At 58.9% G+C, this 18,030-nt stretch carries 17 protein-coding genes and 1 tRNA gene; 9 read left to right on the forward strand and 9 right to left on the reverse strand.

All coding sequences use genetic code 11. From position 1 onward, the window contains the following. Nucleotides 1–12: 12 nt before the first annotated feature. The 5 genes from AB4Z24_RS01295 to AB4Z24_RS01315 all read right to left on the reverse strand — a co-directional run bounded on the left by AB4Z24_RS01295 (nucleotide 13) and on the right by AB4Z24_RS01315 (nucleotide 4,047). Entirely contained in the window at nucleotides 13–1,176 is a 1,164-nt protein-coding gene (locus AB4Z24_RS01295) for an efflux RND transporter periplasmic adaptor subunit (RefSeq protein WP_441705295.1), read from the reverse strand. A gap of 338 nt (nucleotides 1,177–1,514) precedes the next feature. Further along, complete coding sequence (locus AB4Z24_RS01300; RefSeq protein ID WP_441705296.1) at nucleotides 1,515–1,766, reverse strand: hypothetical protein; 252 nt, start codon at nucleotides 1,764–1,766, stop codon at nucleotides 1,515–1,517. A 305-nt stretch (nucleotides 1,767–2,071) separates the two neighbouring features. Next, nucleotides 2,072–2,743 (reverse strand): response regulator, encoded by a 672-nt coding sequence (locus AB4Z24_RS01305; protein ID WP_441706041.1) that lies wholly within the window; start codon nucleotides 2,741–2,743, stop codon nucleotides 2,072–2,074. A 507-nt stretch (nucleotides 2,744–3,250) separates the two neighbouring features. Beyond that, nucleotides 3,251–3,535 (reverse strand): hypothetical protein, encoded by a 285-nt coding sequence (locus AB4Z24_RS01310; RefSeq protein WP_441705298.1) that lies wholly within the window; start codon nucleotides 3,533–3,535, stop codon nucleotides 3,251–3,253. 239 nt (nucleotides 3,536–3,774) lie between these two features. Further along, the gene (locus tag AB4Z24_RS01315; protein ID WP_441705300.1) at nucleotides 3,775–4,047 is read right to left on the reverse strand and encodes a hypothetical protein; all 273 of its coding nucleotides are present in this window, start codon (nucleotides 4,045–4,047) and stop codon (nucleotides 3,775–3,777) included. Between the two features lie 515 nt (nucleotides 4,048–4,562). Here AB4Z24_RS01315 and AB4Z24_RS01320 point away from each other — a divergent pair. Together AB4Z24_RS01320 and AB4Z24_RS01325 are read left to right on the forward strand one after the other, a co-directional pair. Continuing rightward, a complete protein-coding gene (locus AB4Z24_RS01320) occupies nucleotides 4,563–4,691 on the forward strand; it encodes a hypothetical protein (protein WP_441705301.1) in 129 nt (42 codons plus the stop codon). Nucleotides 4,692–4,810: 119 nt separating this feature from the next. Further along, the gene (locus AB4Z24_RS01325; protein WP_441705303.1) at nucleotides 4,811–5,218 is read left to right on the forward strand and encodes an ankyrin repeat domain-containing protein; all 408 of its coding nucleotides are present in this window, start codon (nucleotides 4,811–4,813) and stop codon (nucleotides 5,216–5,218) included. A gap of 286 nt (nucleotides 5,219–5,504) precedes the next feature. Here the strand turns inward: AB4Z24_RS01325 and AB4Z24_RS01330 are convergent, their stop codons facing one another. Next, nucleotides 5,505–6,941 carry a TolC family outer membrane protein gene (locus tag AB4Z24_RS01330; RefSeq protein WP_441705305.1) on the reverse strand — a complete coding sequence of 479 codons (1,437 nt, stop codon included), beginning with the start codon at nucleotides 6,939–6,941 and terminating at the stop codon, nucleotides 5,505–5,507. 1,044 nt (nucleotides 6,942–7,985) lie between these two features. After that, nucleotides 7,986–9,566: a winged helix-turn-helix domain-containing tetratricopeptide repeat protein gene (locus AB4Z24_RS01335; RefSeq protein WP_441705307.1), complete on the reverse strand. Its 1,581-nt coding sequence runs from the start codon at nucleotides 9,564–9,566 to the stop codon at nucleotides 7,986–7,988. A gap of 207 nt (nucleotides 9,567–9,773) precedes the next feature. Here AB4Z24_RS01335 and AB4Z24_RS01340 point away from each other — a divergent pair, with 207 nt between their 5' ends. The 5 genes from AB4Z24_RS01340 (at nucleotide 9,774) to AB4Z24_RS01360 (ending at nucleotide 15,424) form a co-directional block, all read left to right on the forward strand. Beyond that, nucleotides 9,774–10,529, forward strand: a complete 756-nt coding sequence (locus tag AB4Z24_RS01340; RefSeq protein ID WP_441705308.1) for an SDR family oxidoreductase — start codon at nucleotides 9,774–9,776, stop codon at nucleotides 10,527–10,529. A gap of 104 nt (nucleotides 10,530–10,633) precedes the next feature. Continuing rightward, nucleotides 10,634–11,050, forward strand: coding sequence for a cupin domain-containing protein (locus AB4Z24_RS01345; RefSeq protein WP_441705310.1), 417 nt, complete (start codon nucleotides 10,634–10,636; stop codon nucleotides 11,048–11,050). Between the two features lie 269 nt (nucleotides 11,051–11,319). After that, a complete protein-coding gene (locus AB4Z24_RS01350; protein WP_441706043.1) occupies nucleotides 11,320–12,237 on the forward strand; it encodes an MBL fold metallo-hydrolase in 918 nt (305 codons plus the stop codon). A 314-nt stretch (nucleotides 12,238–12,551) separates the two neighbouring features. Beyond that, a complete protein-coding gene (locus AB4Z24_RS01355; RefSeq protein ID WP_441705312.1) occupies nucleotides 12,552–13,190 on the forward strand; it encodes a tyrosine-type recombinase/integrase in 639 nt (212 codons plus the stop codon). Between the two features lie 275 nt (nucleotides 13,191–13,465). Next, a complete protein-coding gene (locus AB4Z24_RS01360; RefSeq protein WP_441705314.1) occupies nucleotides 13,466–15,424 on the forward strand; it encodes a DEAD/DEAH box helicase in 1,959 nt (652 codons plus the stop codon). A gap of 429 nt (nucleotides 15,425–15,853) precedes the next feature. Here AB4Z24_RS01360 and AB4Z24_RS01365 read toward each other — a convergent pair. Beyond that, nucleotides 15,854–15,943 (reverse strand) — tRNA-Ser (locus tag AB4Z24_RS01365). A 64-nt stretch (nucleotides 15,944–16,007) separates the two neighbouring features. Continuing rightward, nucleotides 16,008–17,045 (reverse strand): hypothetical protein, encoded by a 1,038-nt coding sequence (locus AB4Z24_RS01370; protein ID WP_441705315.1) that lies wholly within the window; start codon nucleotides 17,043–17,045, stop codon nucleotides 16,008–16,010. 299 nt (nucleotides 17,046–17,344) lie between these two features. Between AB4Z24_RS01370 and rplU the strand changes: the two genes are divergently transcribed. Together rplU and rpmA are read left to right on the forward strand one after the other, a co-directional pair. Further along, nucleotides 17,345–17,659, forward strand: coding sequence for a 50S ribosomal protein L21 (gene rplU, locus AB4Z24_RS01375; protein ID WP_092866026.1), 315 nt, complete (start codon nucleotides 17,345–17,347; stop codon nucleotides 17,657–17,659). 30 nt (nucleotides 17,660–17,689) lie between these two features. Then, a complete protein-coding gene (gene rpmA / locus AB4Z24_RS01380) occupies nucleotides 17,690–17,962 on the forward strand; it encodes a 50S ribosomal protein L27 (RefSeq protein ID WP_045837380.1) in 273 nt (90 codons plus the stop codon). Nucleotides 17,963–18,030 lie beyond the last annotated feature (68 nt).

An 18,030-nucleotide genomic window follows, 5' to 3' on the forward strand; every position in this document is an offset into this window, starting at 1 on the left:
TAATTTCTCCGCTCAGTTCTGCGCCTGCGCGGCCGACAGCCCGAACGGCACGGTTTCGGCGGGAACGCCGTCCTGTACTCGTTCCTGGCCTTGCACCACAACGCTCTCGCCCGCCTTTAGGCCGGAACGCACGATGTAGCGACCATCGACGAATTCACCGAGTTCGATAGCACGCCGCTCGGGCATTCTCGCCTTACCTATGATCACCAGCCGTGGCATACCGGCCTGATCGCGGATAACCGCTTCCTGCGGAACAAGAAGTGCGTTGTCGCGGACACCCCGCGGCAAACGCGCGCGAACATACATCCCAGGAAGCAACAGCCGATCGGGATTGGCGACCTGCACGCGCACGGTAACGTTTCCTGTACCGGGGTCGACGGTGATATCTGAAAAGAGCGCGCGGCCTGAAACGGGATACGGATTGCCACTCGCACCGACTATCACAACCGGGATGTTCGACACCGCTTCAAGTTGCCCAGACTGCGTCGCCGCACGGATGATGTCGATCTGCGCCGCAGGCTGACGGACGTCGACATAAACTTGATCAATCTGCTGAATGATGGCGAGAGCACTCGCACCGGACGCAGAGACCAATGCGCCCTCGCTGATCAGCTCAGGCCCAATCCGCCCCGCGATGGGGGCTCGCACGGTGGCAAATCCAAGATCCAGGTGACGGCGATCAAGCGTCGCCTGCGCCTCGGCAACGCCGGCCTTGGCATCGGCAAGATTGGCTACCGTATCGTCGTAGGAGGCCTGGCTGATAGCATTGGTCGGCACCAGTTGCCGTGCGCGATCAAATTTCGTTTGTGCGCGAACAAGGGCCGCCTGCGCTCGTTGTAGCGCTGCAGCAGCACTGGCAACATCCGCCTTGAACGGCTCCGGATTTATCTCGAACAGGGCCTGACCGGCTTTGAGCTCAGAGCCCTGCTCGAACAAACGCCTTTCGATGATGCCGCCAACCTGAGGTCTGATCTCGGCCGTGCGATAAGCGACGACCCGGCCCGGTAGCTCATCGATAAGAGTTACTGTTTCCGGTTTCACTGCCATGACTGAGACGAGAGCTGGCGACGCAGGGTCGGCCGAAGCTTCAACGGGTGTCTCAGCCTTGCAGCCAGCCAGGGCTAGCACTGCGAGGGGCGTGAACAGTAACCAGAGACGACTGAAGCGACGGACCATCCACAAACTCCAACGCGGCCCGCAATGAGACCACAAATTTCATTCCGATCATCGTTCCGCGACATCGTCGGCAAAGCATGGGGGTTGAATGGAAATTTGGTGGAGACTTGGTATTTGATGGTTCAAGCGGAGTCGCAAGGGGCCAATAGGATCGATTTCCGCCAGCTGCTTAAGCGCGTTTCGACGCACGCGGTATGTGCTGAGATTTCCGCCTCACAGCAGATATTCACATGAGCGCATGGGGCCAAGTCATTTGGTTAGTTTGCAGCGTGCACCGCGCACTCCGACGAAAATACTCGAACCCCATTTGTACGATGCTGTTTGCGCGTTTGAATACGTCACCCAGGACTTCGCCGAGGGAGCGCGCCCACAGCGTACAAAGCCCACATCGTGTCACCAGGAATAGTAATAACCCCAAGGATCGTACCAATCGCGATATCCCTCATTCCAGGCTCGATCCCAATCGCGGTCATGACGATGGTGCCGCCAGCGTCGGCGCCACTCATACCCATCGTATCCATCGGCTGACGGCCCGTACCAGCTGTTCGCATGACACCACCCGTCCCAACTGCGATGATAATGGCGTCCACAGCCACCCTCCGCCTGAGCTGGTGTGAACATCACCAACGACAAACTACCCACGATGATATTCGCCAGGAAAAGCTTTTTCATAATAGATCCTTCAGGCAGATGCACGGAAAGCCGATGCTGGCAATTCTCATCGCCCAAAAGCTCCAGATCTTGATCCTGAAGCCTTTGCTAGACGTAGCGAACCAGAGCTATGCGTGTAACGGCAAATGAATGACGGCTTGCGCAGGTCCGATGGAAATTTGCTTCAGACTGCGAATTGCGATGGGTATTTCTCGACCCGGCAATGCGCCCGTTGCGCATCGAGTCACTTCGACGCACGCAGACTGTATCCTAAGCCCCGGATTGTGCGGATAAGTGAAGCCTCGTGGGCTCGGTCAATCTTTGCGCGCAGGCGAGAGATGTTCGCCTGGACGACGCTCGCCCTCGGGTCGAATGACGAGACCGACAGCCGCTCCATGAGCAACCGGCGAGACAACACCCGCCCGCAGTTTCTCATCAGGAGTTCCAGCAGTTCGAATTGCCGCGGGGCCAGATGTATTAAGCGGCCGCTGCGCGTAACCTGACGGGATAGAAGGTTCATCTCCAAGTCGGCGTACCTCAAGGTCGTTTGCTGCGACCAGGCGCGTGGGCGATGCGCAAGAATGCGCGCACGGGCATAAAGTTCTGCGAAGGCAAACGGCTTGACGAGGAAATCGTCGGCGCCCCCCTTTAGTTTTTCGGTGCGATCGCCGATGCCATCGAGGCTCGTCAAGAACAGACAAGGCGTTTCGGTGTCCGCATTTCGAAGCGCGGCCAACAATGACATCCCATCCATGTCCGGTAGTAGCTGATCAACAATGAGGACATCAAAGCGATCAGTAGTTGCGAGCTTCAGACCATCAAGGCCATTGGCCGCCACCGCTATGCTGAGCCCCCTTTCTTTGAGGTTGCTAGCCATATATTCGGCGGCCCCATAGTCACCTGCAATGACGAGAATGCGAGGGTTGCGTTCTGCATCGTCGTGACTTTGTTGGCAATGCGAGTCGCTCGCCGGATTTAGTCTGGCTTGCCGGACCCCGGTATCGCACTTCGCCCCGCTGGAAAAAGTATTTGTCCAGGTCATTGCCTTACCTCGTGCAAATGCCAATCGCCATTTGGATCTCGCAATCACGTGTGAGTTCTGGGGCGCCGAAGCACTGCTCTTGCACGAGCTGTGACCGCGCGAGGGTTGAGTGGCTTGACGACGTAGTGGTCGGCACCGAAACGAATGGGGTTTCTTGGCAGAGGTTTGTCCATGTTTTATGGAGGCATCGCCGAGATTTTGTCAGATTGAGCGCCTTGTTGGCTTAAAACTCCCGGCGACCTCCGCCCCGGTTATGGTCGTAGATTGGAGTTCTACGCGGAGCCAACATGGACAATCGACGTACCTAAAGACCGCGCAAAGGTTTCGGAAAAAACAAAACACCGGCCGGTGTTCGCTGCCAATGCGCTCCACACTCAGAGATCATGCGTTCGGATCCTCTCCGATCGGCTCGAATTGCCTCTCGAAGATGTCGGGCTTGAGAGGATAGAATTGGCCATTTGACCCTTTGACGATGTAATCATCCGGATCGGCACGTAACCAACCCTCAGGCGTCGCGATAACGATTGCGAGAGGTTGGCCACGACGCTCGCAGGCCCCCCTCGACCAATTTTCGATGGCATAGGCGGTCGTCGTTGAGCCATCCCACTCCATGGCATCCACCACCTCGACGACCTTGCTGCGGTATCTATTGGGCCGGTCTATCATCGACTGCGTACCTTCCGCCGTCAGCTCTTTTGGTCATCCGGCCGATTGCGGCAGCGCTTGCCTAGCCCGCATCTGTGAAGGACATGTCGACGCTTTATGGAAAACTAATGGAGATAACTAATCCCGTCTCGCGCCGGAAAAACAGAGAATTTAACTATCCGGAAATCTGAGTGATCGCGGCGTTCGCATGTAACTGTTGCACCAGATCGCGAATGATCCGCTCATTGCGAAACCTAATCCTAATTATTCTCTTCTTTCTTGTTTTTCTTGTTGGCAGAAATTTTTTCTATTTTCTTTTGCAGAAACTGGTTCGCCATTGCGATAACCCAGCCGATAACACAAATAGCAACAAAGGTAACGAGGCAGGCAAGACCCAGAATGCCGAAGCCAATTGCGTAAGCGAACACACTCCGACCCGCTCCTAGAGCGAGGTAAACTGTTCCAAGCGAGGCAATTGCCATGAGTACCCAAATTGGCCAGACGGCAGCCTCTGAAAACTTCTCTTGCTTCATTGAAGGTGCTCTTCAGCGCTGTTGATCTTCGATGATGTCTCACGCCGTCGGAACCTCGGCGGGCGTTAGGCCGAGTGCGATCCTCGCAAGCGCTCTCGAAATTCGCGAGTTGGCAGTAAACGTTACCCGGTAGGCACCTGGGGGTCTTGAGTGAATTGTCCTTCGCTGCTCGCGGAAACTCAGGTACCCCATGTAGTGGTGAAAGATCTATAACTTGCGTAGATTCGATGGAGATTTGCTGGAGAGTGCGGCCATCAGCACCTACTAGCACCTGCTGCTTTCAGCAAACCCGATTCATCTCGCGAGACGCGTAGGCACAACGGCGACCGCCGTGTAGTAACGTTGCTCGGCGATCAATATTCGGGCCGCCTATTCTTCGTCGTCGCGGTAACCTTGATCTGCGAACCCGAAATTTGCGGCTGCCAACGACAACACCCCCAGGATCACCTGAACTCGGATCGAAATGGCACGCACTGCAATTCGTCCCCATTGCATGCACGACCAGCGGTTCCTTCATGCCAACGCTGTCCAGGGCGTTCTCAGATCAGGCGGTGATGCTACGCGAGAAAGCAGCGGCGGTTGCGGAGCGCGAAGGCGGTCTTGCGCACGGCCAGCACTATCTCATTGCGGCTGAGGCAATCTAGGCGCCATTCGCGGTTCCGCCGTGTCTGATCCGACCGCGTAGCTTGGTCTTGTCGAGCCATTGTTGCTCTCCCGACGACAATCTCATATTTCGTGTTTTAGGATGAAAAAGGGTACGGAAATGGAAAAGCCTCCAGCACTTGCGCCTGAGCTTGTGAGTGAATTCGTTCGCAAAGCACACAGCGACATCAACCGCGTGCGAGAGCTCTTGGCGATCGAGCCGAGACTCGTGAATGCCTGCTGGGATTGGGGCGGTGGCGATTTTGAATCGGGTCTTGGAGCCGCGGCGCACACGGGTCGCCGAGAAATCGCTCTGCTTTTGATCGAGCGTGGCGCGCGCCTCGATATTTTCGCTGCGGCTATGCTTGGGATGTTGGATGTCGTCAAGGCTGCTTTGACGGCCTACCCCCACGCTGCGAAATCTCTGGGCCCTCATGGTATCCCGCTGCTGGCTCATGCCAAGATGGGCGGAGAACCTGCGCGCCCGGTTTACGAGTTTATTGAATCTTTAGGGCAGCTCCAGAACTAGTGGAGCTGCCCTCTGCGTCGTGAACCCGACGGTCGATAACGGGGACTCGCTGCAGGCGAAATCCCATGAGACACCATAATAATCATCAATCTTCGGGAAGGCGCGGTGTCTTCAGGTTGCAAGCACCGCTGTGGGTGAGAGGCTCTGCGCAACGAACGCGATCATTGCTTCGGAGCAGTCCTTTGCGTTTGCCTCTCCCGTGGCCGAGATGATGACGCGACGCCGCGCGGGACGCTATAACTTACTTGCCGTTCCAAAAAAATTCCATGAAGGATGCACCTTAGCGCTATTTGTTGGGCGCAACGTCCAAGTGTTCCTCGCGGCCGTCATCATGGGTGATGTCGAGGCCCCACCACTTGCTGCGGACATCCTGATAGTGAACTTCAGGATTGTACACGGCGGTCGCCGCACCCACCTCCGAGACGCTGAGCCGGCCGATTGCCGACGCCAGGGTATAGGACGCAACGAGAATGTTACGCTTCGTCTTCTCGAGATTGACCTGCGACTGGAGGAGTTCCTGCTGCGCGTTCAAAACGTCCAGAACCGTACGCTGACCCACCCGCTCTTGCTCGCGAACTCCATTCAACGCGATCCTATTCGCAACGATCGATGCCTTGTCCGATTCCGCCTGGGCTTTGAATCCCATGAGCTGCGACCAGGCCTGCACAACCAGCGACTGCGCCGAGGCCCGCTGCACTTCGATCTGCTGCCGCGCTGCAACGTGGTTGTGCTTGGCTTGTCGAACCTGGGCGAAGACCTCGCCACCCTTCGCATAGAGCGGAGCGGTAACACGACCGACGATCGACGCCGACGTCCGCTCATCGACCCCTTCGGAGGGATCGAACCCGTCGGTATAATTCGCCTCTAGCTGCGCTTGCGGCAGAAGCTGACCGCGGACTTGATCGACCGTGAAGCGGGCGGCCTGCTCGGTGTAGAGCGCGTTGACGACGAGCGGGTTCTCCTTCGTTCCGATCGCGATCGCATCTTCGAGCGATCTTGGAACGAGCTTTGTGTTCGGATTGGCCTCGATCAAGTTGTTGGGCGGATGCCCAATCACCTGCTCGAAGATCGCGCGGCTCGACTTGAGGTTGGCGCGCGCCTGATCGAGGTTTGACTGACCCAGAGCACGACGAGCTTCCGATTGCGCCACGTCCGTCTTCGTTACTTCGCCCACGGCGAAGCGATCGCGCTGCGCCTTGAGTTCCGCGTCGAGAAACTTCAAGTTGTTTTCGTTCAGCCTCACAATCGCCTGGTCGCGTGTAACGTCTCCGAAGGCCGTCGCCGCATCGAGAAGGACCTGTTGCTCCGTGCTCCTTAGCGTTTCACGTCCGGCGCGGTCGTTTGCTTCGGCGGCGTTCACCGAATTCGCCACCTGAAAGCCCCTGAAGAGCGGCTGAACGAGGTTGACCGCGTAACCGCGTGGGGAGCTAACGGACTGTCCCGACCTGCCGGGAATCGGAGAAACCGTATCCGTGCGTTGCCGGCCCACGTTCAACGACGCATTGATGTTAGGGCGATAGCCTGAGTTGGCGCGAGCTATGTCCTCGTCTCGGGCACGCTGCTGTGCGCGTGCTGCATCGAGCGTTGGACTATATTGGTAGGCTGCCGACAGCGAGTCGTGCAACGTTTCGGCCTTCGCCTCGACCGAAAGGCTCAAGCAAACAGCCATCGCAAGTATGGATGTGAGCGAGCGGCAACGCGCCTTTGAGATGGCGTAGCCCATCAACGCCCTTGAGATCAATTTAGCCAGCGCTATGGACCTTTATTCCACTCACAGTCCCCGATTTCTCTCTGGCAGAATTTCGTCCATGCTTTGTGGAAACATCGTCGAGATTGTGCGAAAAGTGAAAGATCAAAATCGGTTAGAGGTGCGTGTCACACATTCTAGCTGGGCCATGATCCATTGCGCGACTTCTGACAAGAGCCACGTAATGGAAAAAGCCCACACCTCTCCAATCTTAGGATATGCTGGGCGTATAGGGCACGATCCGACGCAGTTCAGCCTTTGTGATTAGACGGAAGCGTTCGGCATCCGTCGGCCGGTCTGAATATAGCTGTCGCTGCGTGTTTGATCCCGATTTGCAGCGCCTCCCGAGAGGCGCAATTCAGAATTAGCGACATATTTCTCTTCGGAGGATGTCCAAAGACGTGGAGAGATTCGGACCTCGGCCAAAAACACCCATAACCCATTGTAAAATTTAAATCTCACTATTCACGCGGGCGCGTTTCACTGCGGGTTAATTTGCGGCTCTTTATGAGCTGTATCAGAATGAATGGCGAAATACGCAAGGATATATAGCTGATATAGGCTTAAAACGTCCATATTTGCTGTATATACGGGAAAAAGTGGTGCCGAATTGCGGCAGGTTGTGTACGATGCTTGAACGGTACAACTTCGCAGCCAAGGCCTATTCATTCCATCAAGGCGTTATGGACGAGTCGCGGCTGCACCGTGCCGAGTTGCCCACGTGGCAAAACCGGATGATCCAGGATTTGATCCGGCTTGGCGGGTTGTGATAGCCGGACGGCCTAGGCTTAGTCGGTGGCGCGCCGCAGCTCCTCACGCGCCTGCAAATGCCCAATCGCTGATATGACGCGCTTGGCCGGAAGATCCCATTATCGAACGCGGAGGGCGCCGTAATACATCAACGCGACGTCCGCAACGCCTTCCAGAGCAGACGTCCGTCAAATGACGCGATGGGCCAGGAGCGGAATCCAAAGATTCGGCTCATCCGCGGCACGAAGCTCTCTATGCATGTTCGTCGGATCATTGCTCTGGCATTCCGGCGATGCGTAATCCCTCCGAGAAGATAATGAGGTCTTCCTGGCGGCGAATGGGCAGCCAGTCCTTAAGGTTTGAAATGCGGATCGAGGGATCGAGCTTGCGAAGCTGCGCCATGGCCTGTTGGGCTTCGGTGATACGCCCGGAAAGCGCGCGGGTTGCCGCGATGAGTCCGACCACCATGAGAAAGCTCGGCAAGTTTCTGTAAGACAATTCCGCCCAATGAGATGCAGCCTCGATGCGCCCCGCAAAGAGATGCGCCATCCCGATACCGGCCTGCATGCGATAGAGTTCGGGATCCAGCGGATTGAGCCGCATGGCGCGTTCGAAATGCGCTATGGCGCTCTCACTCTCGCCATGCCACGTCCTGAGGAAGCCCCCGAGGAACCACGCAGACGCAAGATTAGGATTGAGAAAGACCGCGCGGTCGAGAAGGGCAATCCCCGCGTCGAGATCGCCCGCGAGATGTGCCAGAGCATGAGCGCCGCGTGTCAGCGCTACAGCGTCATCGCGTCCCAATTCGACGGCGCGACGTGCCAGCCGCGCGCCCTCCTCAGTTTCCACGTCGCGATCGGCACACCAGCCATTGATCTTGCGCCAGAAGTAGCACCAGCCCGCCATGGCGTGGGCGGCGGCATAATCGGGATCGAGCTCGATGCTTTTTTTGAAAAGCGGTAGCGCCAGCTCAATCGATTCGCGCGTCCCCCGATGCACATGGGCGAGGCCGCGCAAGTAGAAGTCATAGGCATTAAGGCTGCCGGTCGGTTTGCGCTTTGCGCGTTCGATCTCGGCGAGTTCGACGCGTGGGGCAATCGCTCCGGCAACCCCGGCCGCAATCCGATCCTGAAGCTCGAATATGTCGTCGAGCGTTCCTTCGAAACGCTCAGCCCAGAGCTGAGCACCGGTCGACGCGTCAATGAGCTGGCCGGTGATGCGAACGCGGCCGGCGGCCTTGCGCATGCTGCCTTCTAGCACATAACCGACGCCGAGTTCCCTTCCGACCTGCTTTATGTCGAAACCGCAGTCGCGATAAATGAAGCTCGAGTTTCGGGCGATGACGAACAGCCAGCGCACGCGGGATAGCGCCGTGATGATTTCCTCCACGACGCCGTCTGCGAAATACGCCTCGTCCGGGTCGCCACACAAGCTGTGAAAGGGCAGAACCGCGATCGAGGGAGCGATCGGAAGATTGCTTGTGGAACGCGCAGGATCAATGCCTGAATCTACGGGAAGCGTTGAGGTGCCGTTTACGCTTCTCGCTTCTTTCACATCGCCTATGAAGCGAAAGCCCTTGCGCGGAACCGTCTTTACCAGTTGCTGCGCGTCCCCGGTATCGCCAATCGCTTTGCGCACGGCGTTGATATGGCTGGTGACCGTCGATTCCGAAACAATGCGCCCGTCCCAGACGGCATCGAGCAAATCATCTTTGCTCACGACGCGATCGCGGTTGCGGACGAGGAACAGCAGGAGATCGAAGACTTGCGGACCGACGGCGACCGCTTCGGAGGCGCGCGTCAACTCCCGCCGTTCGGGATCGAGCACACAATCCCTGAAAAGAAAATGCACGTGACGGCTCCATCCGACGCGAACAACGCTCACATTTGCCGGTGTCGATAGCACAGGTTCGCGAAAAAGGGCGAGCGGCCGCTTGGACGCATTTTCAAGGAAAACTCAAGCCCGCTTCAAGGTCGCCGCAAAGTCATTACCGCCGCAAATCGATATTCTCTCAAAACGACGCCGCCACGTGCACTGCGTTCAAGTTGGAGAGAATTAATGAAAATCGTTGTTATCGGCGGAAGCGGCCTCATCGGGTCGAAGCTCATTCGCCATCTCAAAGCAAAAGGTCATGAGGCGGTTGCCGCGTCACCCAACAGCGGCGTCAACACCATAACGCGCGAGGGCCTGGCCGAGGCGATGTCCGGCGCGCAAGTGGTCGTCGATGTTGCCAATTCGCCCTCCTTTGAAGACAAGGCCGTTCTCGAATTCTTCGAAACATCGGGACGCAATCTGCTTGCCGCCGAGGCGGCGGTCGGCGTCGGGCATCACTTGGCATTGTCGGTCGTGGGTACCGATCGCCTTCCCGAAAGCGGTTATCTTCGCGCCAAAGTCGCTCAGGAAGCGCTGATCAGAGCCTCAAAAATTCCCTTCACGATTCTGCGGTCGACGCAGTTTTTCGAGTTCGTCGGTGCAATTACGCAGTCGGCCACCAAGGGTAGCGACGTCCATTTATCTCCGGCCTTCCTGCAACCCATTTCCTCCGACGATGTGGCAGCCGCTCTGGCGGAGCTTACCGTCGGAAAGCCCGTGAACGGTATCGTCGAAGTGGCAGGCCCTGAGAAGATCCCTCTCGACGAAATCGCCCGTCGGTATCTCTCCGCGACAGGCGACGGGCGGCGCGTGATCGCCGACGTTCATGCGCGCTACTTCGGCACCGAACTCAACGACAAATCTTTGACGCCTGGAGCCAACCCGATCCTCGGCAGAATTCGGTTCGAGGACTGGCTGAGCCGCTCGTCGGCGCACGCCTAGTCGCCACCGAAGCACTTTTACTTTGCGGTCCCCGGCCCCTCACGATTTGCGATTGGGTACGAGCCTCGCGAAGGGCATTCGCAAACTCAGAGAAGGAAACGCACATGAAGACGACTGCACTGCTGCTTGCGGCCGCTGCCGCACTGTTTGCGACGAGCGTCGCCGCACAAGAGACGATCGCTCCGGGGGCGAAGGTATCCGTCGTTTTTGACCAGGCCTTGCCGAATGTCCCTGGCAAGAGCATGCGTGTCGTGCTCGTAGAGTACGACCCCGGCGCCGGTTCGCACTCACATCGTCACCCGTCCTCGGCCTTTATTTATGCGCGGGTGCTGGAAGGAGCAATCCGCAGCAAAGTGAACGACGAGCCCGAGCATACATATCAGGCTGGCGAGAGTTGGACGGAGAAGCCAGGCGATCATCACCAAGTGAGCCATAATGCCAGCGACACGCAGCCGGCCAAACTTCTAGCCGTCTTCGTGGTCGACACGAGCGACCATAAGATCGTCATTCCGGACAAATGAGTGTCGCGTCGGACAGTGGCGGCCAGCGCTTCACGCGCAAACAAGGAATGCCTGCTTGCGTGCCACTGACCGCTTTGGGGCAGTCGCGAGTCATGTTCGATAAATCGCCACGGTGACACACCAGCAATGAGCGCGTCACCCATCTCTGAACACCCCACCAGTATTGAAAGGGCTTCGCAGCCGTCAGCACGGCCCGCTTCAGGATCGCGCGCCAAGAAAAAATGCAGAAATTTCCAAAGATGATCCGCAACGCTCAGCAGGAGAAAAACATGAATTTGCACGACACCTCACAGCCCGCCAGATCGAGGCCCGACGAATTGGTTCCATCGCGCTACGCGGTGCAAGTTGGCGACATCGAGGTGCTGGTCGTCAGCGATGGCGTGCTACCGCTGCCAACCACAATGTTAGGACACAACGCCGACCCGGCCGTCCGGGCCGCCTGGCTGAAGGACATGTTCCTGCCGCCGGACGCTTTCGACTGGGCGTTGAACGTCGTCGTGGTGCGCAGCGGCGACAAGACCATCCTCATCGACGCTGGACTAGGCGCCGATCCGGACTTGCACTTGCCGCGGGCCGGACAGTTGATCAAGCGACTGGAGTCCGCCGGCATCGACCTTGCGTCCGTGACGGATCTGGTGCTGACCCACATGCACATGGACCACATTGGCGGGCTGCTCGTCGATGGGATCAAGGACCGGCTGCGTCCGGACCTGCAGATCCACGTGGCAGCTGCCGAGGTCAAATTCTGGGAGTCGCCCGACTTCTCCCACACCGCCATGCCGCCGGGATTCCCGGACGCGCTTCGGTCGGCCGCCAAGCGGTTCGCGAAAGAATACCATAACCATCTGCGGCAGTTCGATGAGGAGCACGAGGTTGCACCGGGCGTCGTCGCCCGTCGAACCGGCGGCCATACCCCTGGGCACAGCGTGGTCCGCCTGTCATCGGGTGGTGAAGCGCTGACGTTCGCTGGTGACGCCGTGTTTGCGGTCGGATTCGACCAGCCCGAGTGGCACAACGGGTTCGAACACGACCCAGAGGAGGCGGCACGCGTTCGGGTACGTCTTTTGCGAGAACTGGCTAAGACGGGCGAGCTGCTGGTCGCAACTCATTTGCCGTTCCCATCTGTCGGCCGGGTCGCGCTCGATGGCGACGTATTTCGTTGGGTACCGATCTTCTGGGATTACTGACCGCTTGTCGGGGTAGATCGAACCAGGGTGCGTACCTCTGAATGGAGAGAGTACGCGCCCTGGTTTTCGCGCTGCGAATTGCGTTTCCGACCTAATTTGCTTCTCCTTCGGATTATGGGTCGACAGTTCGAGTGGGTTGCTGCGGGTGCATCCACAGCTGCGGCGAGCCCAAGCCGCTGTGGCGTCCGCCAAGGGTCAAAATCGTCCGTCGATAACCAGCAAAAGGAAGAATTGCCCCAGAGCGGTCGCGGAATCTGCTCGATCGGTAGCTGCCGGCGCATGCTGGTTTGTCTCTCGAACATGGAGACAGAGCAATGTACAACGATCACGAAGTTGAAGACCTGAAACCGGCGCGCCGAGCCCCCTGGAACAAGGGCAAGCTGATTGGTGCCAAACCTCCGCTGCGACCAAGTCACGTCTGGTCAATAAGGACCAAGCTCCAGATGGCGGATCGAAAGCGCGATCTGGCACTATTCAACCTCGCCATCGATAGTAAGCTGCGTGGCTGTGACGTCGTAGCCGTCCGCGTCGAAGACGTTGCGCCGAGCGGCTATGCAATGGACCGCACGACCATCCGTCCAAAGAAGACGGGTAGACCGGTGCGGTTCGAGATGACGGACCAAACTCGCTTGGCCGTTGACGACTATCTCAAGCTCACAGGACGGAAGGCCGGCCAGTTCCTTTTCGCGGGCCGAGGCGATAGCGCCCACGGGCTGACGACGAGGCAGTACGCTCGGCTTGTTCACGAGTGGGTCGCAAGTATTGGGCTTGATCCAGCGAACTTCGGAACGCACTCCTTGCGACGTACCAAGGCTGTGCTGATCTACCTTCGTACCGGCAATCTTCGCGCTGTCCAGTTACTGCTTGGGCATTCAAAGGTCGAGAGCACCGTTCGCTATCTCGGCATAGAGGTCGATGACGCGATCGAGATCGCCGAGAAGATTGATATCTAGTGGCAGAGTCTCTCCTAAGAGCAGACTTGGTCGGCGAATACACGGGAGGCGCCGACTAAGGACGTCTCAATGACCGCTTGTGGGATTCTCCGGCCGAAAGTCTTACGTGGCCGACGTTTGTGGCAGGCTAACCGACAATCGAAGCGCGCCAACCTGCCTGCTAGCGGTAACTCCGAAAAACGGCTAGGCACACCAAATAACGACATTCCTGGCGACGTGCGCCTGCCACTTGAGTAGAGTCCGGCAGGCTTCGTTCATTCAAAAAGTTCCCAATCATGACCTTCCCGTCGGTTCATCCTGCGCTCGGGCGCGCAATCGTTGCGCGCGGCTACTCGGTGCCGACCGCCGTGCAACTCGCGGTTCTCGATCCCAATACGGTAGGGCGCGATTTGCTCGTCTCAGCCCAGACTGGCTCAGGCAAAACGGTTGCCTTCGGTCTTGCAATGGCGCGAACGCTGCTTGGTGAAGCGGAACGCCTCCCGCAAGCCGCCGAGCCGCTGGCTCTGATCATCGCCCCCACGCGTGAACTTGCCATGCAGGTGCAGCGTGAACTCGATTGGCTTTATGCGGATATCGGAGCGAGAATCGTAACCTGCGTCGGCGGCATGGACGCGCGCGCAGAAGCCCGCCAGCTCGGCTTTGGTGCCCATATCGTGGTCGGCACGCCTGGACGCCTGCGAGATCATTTAGAACGGCGGCGGCTTGACCTGACAAAACTCGCCGCCGTTGCACTCGACGAAGCCGATGAGATGCTCGATCTCGGATTCCGCGAGGATCTGGAATTCATTCTTGATACAACCCCCGAATCCCGCCGGACGCTACTGTTCTCGGCCACCATGCCGCGCGAGATCGAAGCGCTGGCACGGCGCTACCAGCGCGACGCCGTCCGAATCGAGACCGCAAAGCGCAATGAGCAGCATGCCGACATCGACTATCGCGCTATTCGTGTTGTTCCGGGCGACACTGAAAACGCCATCGTCAACGTACTTCGGTTTCATGAGGCCGGCGCCGCGATTGTGTTCTGCTCGACGCGTGAGGCCGTAAAGCGGACGCACGCGCGCCTGTTGGAACGCGGCTTCTCCGCCGTGGCCCTATCCGGAGAGTTGACGCAGAGCGAGCGCACGCATGCGCTGCAGGCTCTGCGAGATGGACGCGCGCGCGTTCTCGTCGCGACCGATGTGGCGGCGCGCGGGATCGACTTGCCGGCTCTCACGCTCGTCATTCACGCCGATCTGCCCAACGATGCCGAGACACTCCTTCACCGCTCGGGTCGCACGGGGCGGGCCGGCAACAAGGGCCTGTGTGTGTTGATTGTCCCGTTCAACCGCCGGCGTAAGGCCGATGCGCTGCTGGCCGGTGCCAAGCTCAAGGTCATGTGGGAGCCGGCACCGACCGCTGAGGAGATTCGCGCACGCGATCAGGAGCGCTTTCTGGCCAGTTCTATCTTCATCGATCCCGCGACGGACGAGGATCTGAAGCTCGCGCAATCCCTTCAGGCCAGCCGCACGGCAGAGGAGATTGCCCTCGCCCTGGTCCGCATCCACCGTGCCCAGCTTCCCGCGCCCGAAGATCTGACTGAGGATACCGGTCCGCCGCCGCGGCGCGATGACCGTGCGCGTGCACCGCGGGAACGGGGCGAGCATAGGCAAGTGCGCAGCCATGCGCGGCAAGACCGAGACGAGCGCACAAGCACGCACCCCGTTCGTGATCAGGGCCGTGAGATGGTGTGGTTCCGGGTCGATATCGGCCGCGAGCGTAACGCCGAGCCTCGCTGGCTGCTGCCGCTTCTCTGCCGCGCCGGCAATGTGACGAAGGCCGAGATCGGCTCCATCAAGATCTTCGACCGCGACACGCGCTTCCAGATCGCCGCCGAATTCGCAGACAAGTTCGCGGATGCCGCGAGTTCAATGAAGCCCAACGAGGGGCGGATCTCGCGCATCGGCGCCTCCATGAGGGACGACGCTGGGATGCGCGGCAATCCGGCTGTCCAGCGACAGAAAGACGATGAAGCCAAAGTCGCAACCCCGTCAGATCCTCAAACGGGTCCCCGCGCGAAGAAGCCATGGCGTGATCGAAACAAAGAGAAATTCGGAGCCCATCCGCATCGAAAGCGTGACGAAGCGAGAGCTCATCACAAGGGCCCTGGGCCTCACCCCGGTTCGCCAAAATCAAACGGCGCAAATAAGCCTGGCTCAAAGCACTCTCACAAGAAGAAGCACCGCTCGGCATCGTAGACTTAGGAATCGCTTCTCCAACGTAAACAAGTCCAATCACGACTTGAACACGCGATCGACCACCCTAGGGTTCGACTGATCTCGCCCTAACACCGGAAGTAATTCGTGACGGGTTCCACCTCGCCGATTGAAAGGCGACCGACTTCCGCTCATGGGATAAACCCACTGCCGTCCCGAAGACCAAGCATCACAACGCATCGAGCGCTCTCCACTCATCATCCCTACAGAGCAGAGTTAGCGAACGTTTGAGCGAACTTTTTGTACCAATGCAATTTGGCTGGGCGGGATCTCTCTGTGCCTGCTCCCTCAACGTCCATTGTAATATCGAGACGAATAGCGCCTCAGGACGTCCAATGCCTAAATTTTGAGCGGGGTCCGAATCCCTAGTGTGACAATGTAAGTTATTGATTATAAAATGAAATTTTTGCTTGGCGGAGAGGGAGGGATTCGAACCCCCGGTACCCTTGCGAGTACTCCGCATTTCGAGTGCGGCGCGATCGACCACTCTGCCACCTCTCCGGAAGCCGTGGCGCCAAACGGCGAAGTGGGCTTGTAGCTTCGCTTTTCTCGTCGCGCAAGCGGCTCAGAGAGCCGCATCCCAAATGAGATCGAGTGACTCGGTCGCAGGGCCCGTCGCCTCGTAGCCGCGCGCGAGCAGCCGGCCCTCTCTAGCATCGGCAACCATCGCGAGGCGCGTCTTCTCGTTCAGCACCGGCGGCTGAAGCCACGTGAACTGGCGATCGAACTGCGGCTCCGTTTCCCTCATCACATCCGCCCGGTCGTGACTGCATTCACCGCGCGACTGGCCGGGCCAGCCCGGCTCATCCCAGTGATTGGCAGCCACCGCGTCTTGCTCGCGCACGCGCGCCGCATGCTCGCTGCGTTCGATGACGGCCGTTTCGTCCGCTGAGATGCCTGCAAGCGTGAAGATCGCCGGCGTCGAAATCGGGCGCTCGCTCAACATTCGGCGCGCATCTTTGAAATCGCACGCCTCATCAGCGATTTTGCGCAAGAGATGCGCGGGCGTCGGATGCGGCATTTTCCAGACGCGGCGGCGGTTCGCGGCCCAATCCAGATAGAAAAGCCCCGTCGGATCGCGCATCGGGGCTTGATTGAGAGAGGCGGAAAAACGGCCGGGCGCCATGACTTGTAGAACCCCGGTATAGCCGGGCCACGTCATCACGGCGAACGGCCCGGCCGGCGCGCCGTTGACCTTCGCGCAGACGATATTGCGGCCGAGCCCCGGCGTTTTCCAATCGAGAACGCGAATGAGCCGCGCCGAACGCCCATCGGGCGAGCCCGTCGCCCGGCAGGTGCACCCCCATTCGTAGTTGATCGAAAAGAAGTATGCGCCCGGCCGGCCAAGCACGCGCGCGATCGTGTCGATCTCATCGAGATGCTCGTTGTTCCAGCGCACGAGCCACGCCCGGGAAACCCTGTCGAGGCCCGCAAGCAGCCGGCGCGGGTACCGGCGCGTCGCAATGTCGAGAAGCGCATGCGTCTTGTCGGCAGCAGCCCGAAGCGTCGCGAGCGGAAAGTCCGGGCCCGTTTCGACAACGGGGATGGACGCGAGCACGCTATTCCCAGGCGCCGGTCTCAAAGCCGTAGCAGGAACTGCCATGAATGCTTCGCCTCTCCCTCGAGTTGCCGGCACATTGTCTCGGAACCGGGCCCCGCAATTTCAAGAATTACAACGCCGTTTCCGATCACTAGAGATATGGCCGAAACGCCGCATGGCAATTGACAATGTGCTTCAATTCGACAATAAACCGCCCCTACCGTGGGCAGGAAAACTGTCCGCGTTGAACGCGCTGCCCGAGGCTCCGCTAGCACTGGCTAGCATCCCCTTGAAAGTCCACCCGTTTTACGGTGGCGCCATAGGGCGCGGCAACAGGCCTAAAAGGCCGAAAGGACGAAGCCATGTACGCTGTCATCAAGACAGGCGGCAAGCAATACCGCGTTTCCAAGGACGATGTCGTTACGATCGAGCGCGTATCGGGCGACGCTGGCGCCAAGGTCGAGTTCGACCAGGTGCTGATGGTCGGCTCGGGCGCAGACGTAACCATTGGCGCTCCGGTCGTATCGGGTGCCAAGGTCATCGCTGAGCTGGTCAAGCAATCGCGCGGACCGAAGCTGATCGCTTTCAAAAAGCGCCGCCGTAAGAACTCTCGCCGGAAGAAGGGCCACCGTCAGGACCTTTCCGTCGTACGCATTACCGACATCACAGGCGCGTAACGAGCCGCCGCTCCATTCGAGGACTTTGAAATGGCACAAAAGAAAGCAGGCGGTTCGACACGTAACGGCCGCGATTCCGAAAGCAAACGCCTCGGCATCAAACGTTACGGCGGTGAATACGTCATTCCCGGCAATATCCTTTGCCGCCAGCGCGGAACGCAGTGGCATCCCGGCGCCGGCGTCGGCATGGGAACCGACCACACCATCTTCGCCGTCGAAGAAGGCACAGTCGAATTCGCGACCAAGCGGAACGGCCGCATCTATATTTCCGTGAAGCCCGCCAAGCCCATCGCGGCCGAATAATCTTCTCGTGCGGTTGGCGGCAGCTCCGCATCAGCGGATCCGCCAGACGCATGAATCATAACGACCAT

The organism is Hyphomicrobium sp. 2TAF46 (genome assembly GCF_052114865.1).
Lineage (GTDB): Bacteria > Pseudomonadota > Alphaproteobacteria > Rhizobiales > Hyphomicrobiaceae > Hyphomicrobium_B.

Coding starts and splice junctions, on each gene's coding strand:
- AB4Z24_RS01320 (WP_441705301.1), top strand. CDS start 4,563: ATGCCAACGCTGTCCAGGGCGTTCTCAGATCAGGCGGTGATGCTACGC.
- AB4Z24_RS01340 (WP_441705308.1), top strand. CDS start 9,774: ATGAAAATCGTTGTTATCGGCGGAAGCGGCCTCATCGGGTCGAAGCTC.
- AB4Z24_RS01360 (WP_441705314.1), top strand. CDS start 13,466: ATGACCTTCCCGTCGGTTCATCCTGCGCTCGGGCGCGCAATCGTTGCG.
- AB4Z24_RS01350 (WP_441706043.1), top strand. CDS start 11,320: ATGAATTTGCACGACACCTCACAGCCCGCCAGATCGAGGCCCGACGAA.
- AB4Z24_RS01355 (WP_441705312.1), top strand. CDS start 12,552: ATGTACAACGATCACGAAGTTGAAGACCTGAAACCGGCGCGCCGAGCC.
- AB4Z24_RS01325 (WP_441705303.1), top strand. CDS start 4,811: ATGGAAAAGCCTCCAGCACTTGCGCCTGAGCTTGTGAGTGAATTCGTT.
- AB4Z24_RS01295 (WP_441705295.1), bottom strand. CDS start 1,176: ATGGTCCGTCGCTTCAGTCGTCTCTGGTTACTGTTCACGCCCCTCGCA.
- AB4Z24_RS01310 (WP_441705298.1), bottom strand. CDS start 3,535: ATGATAGACCGGCCCAATAGATACCGCAGCAAGGTCGTCGAGGTGGTG.
- AB4Z24_RS01345 (WP_441705310.1), top strand. CDS start 10,634: ATGAAGACGACTGCACTGCTGCTTGCGGCCGCTGCCGCACTGTTTGCG.
- AB4Z24_RS01315 (WP_441705300.1), bottom strand. CDS start 4,047: ATGAAGCAAGAGAAGTTTTCAGAGGCTGCCGTCTGGCCAATTTGGGTA.
- AB4Z24_RS01370 (WP_441705315.1), bottom strand. CDS start 17,045: ATGGCAGTTCCTGCTACGGCTTTGAGACCGGCGCCTGGGAATAGCGTG.
- AB4Z24_RS01330 (WP_441705305.1), bottom strand. CDS start 6,941: ATGGGCTACGCCATCTCAAAGGCGCGTTGCCGCTCGCTCACATCCATA.
- rpmA (WP_045837380.1), top strand. CDS start 17,690: ATGGCACAAAAGAAAGCAGGCGGTTCGACACGTAACGGCCGCGATTCC.
- rplU (WP_092866026.1), top strand. CDS start 17,345: ATGTACGCTGTCATCAAGACAGGCGGCAAGCAATACCGCGTTTCCAAG.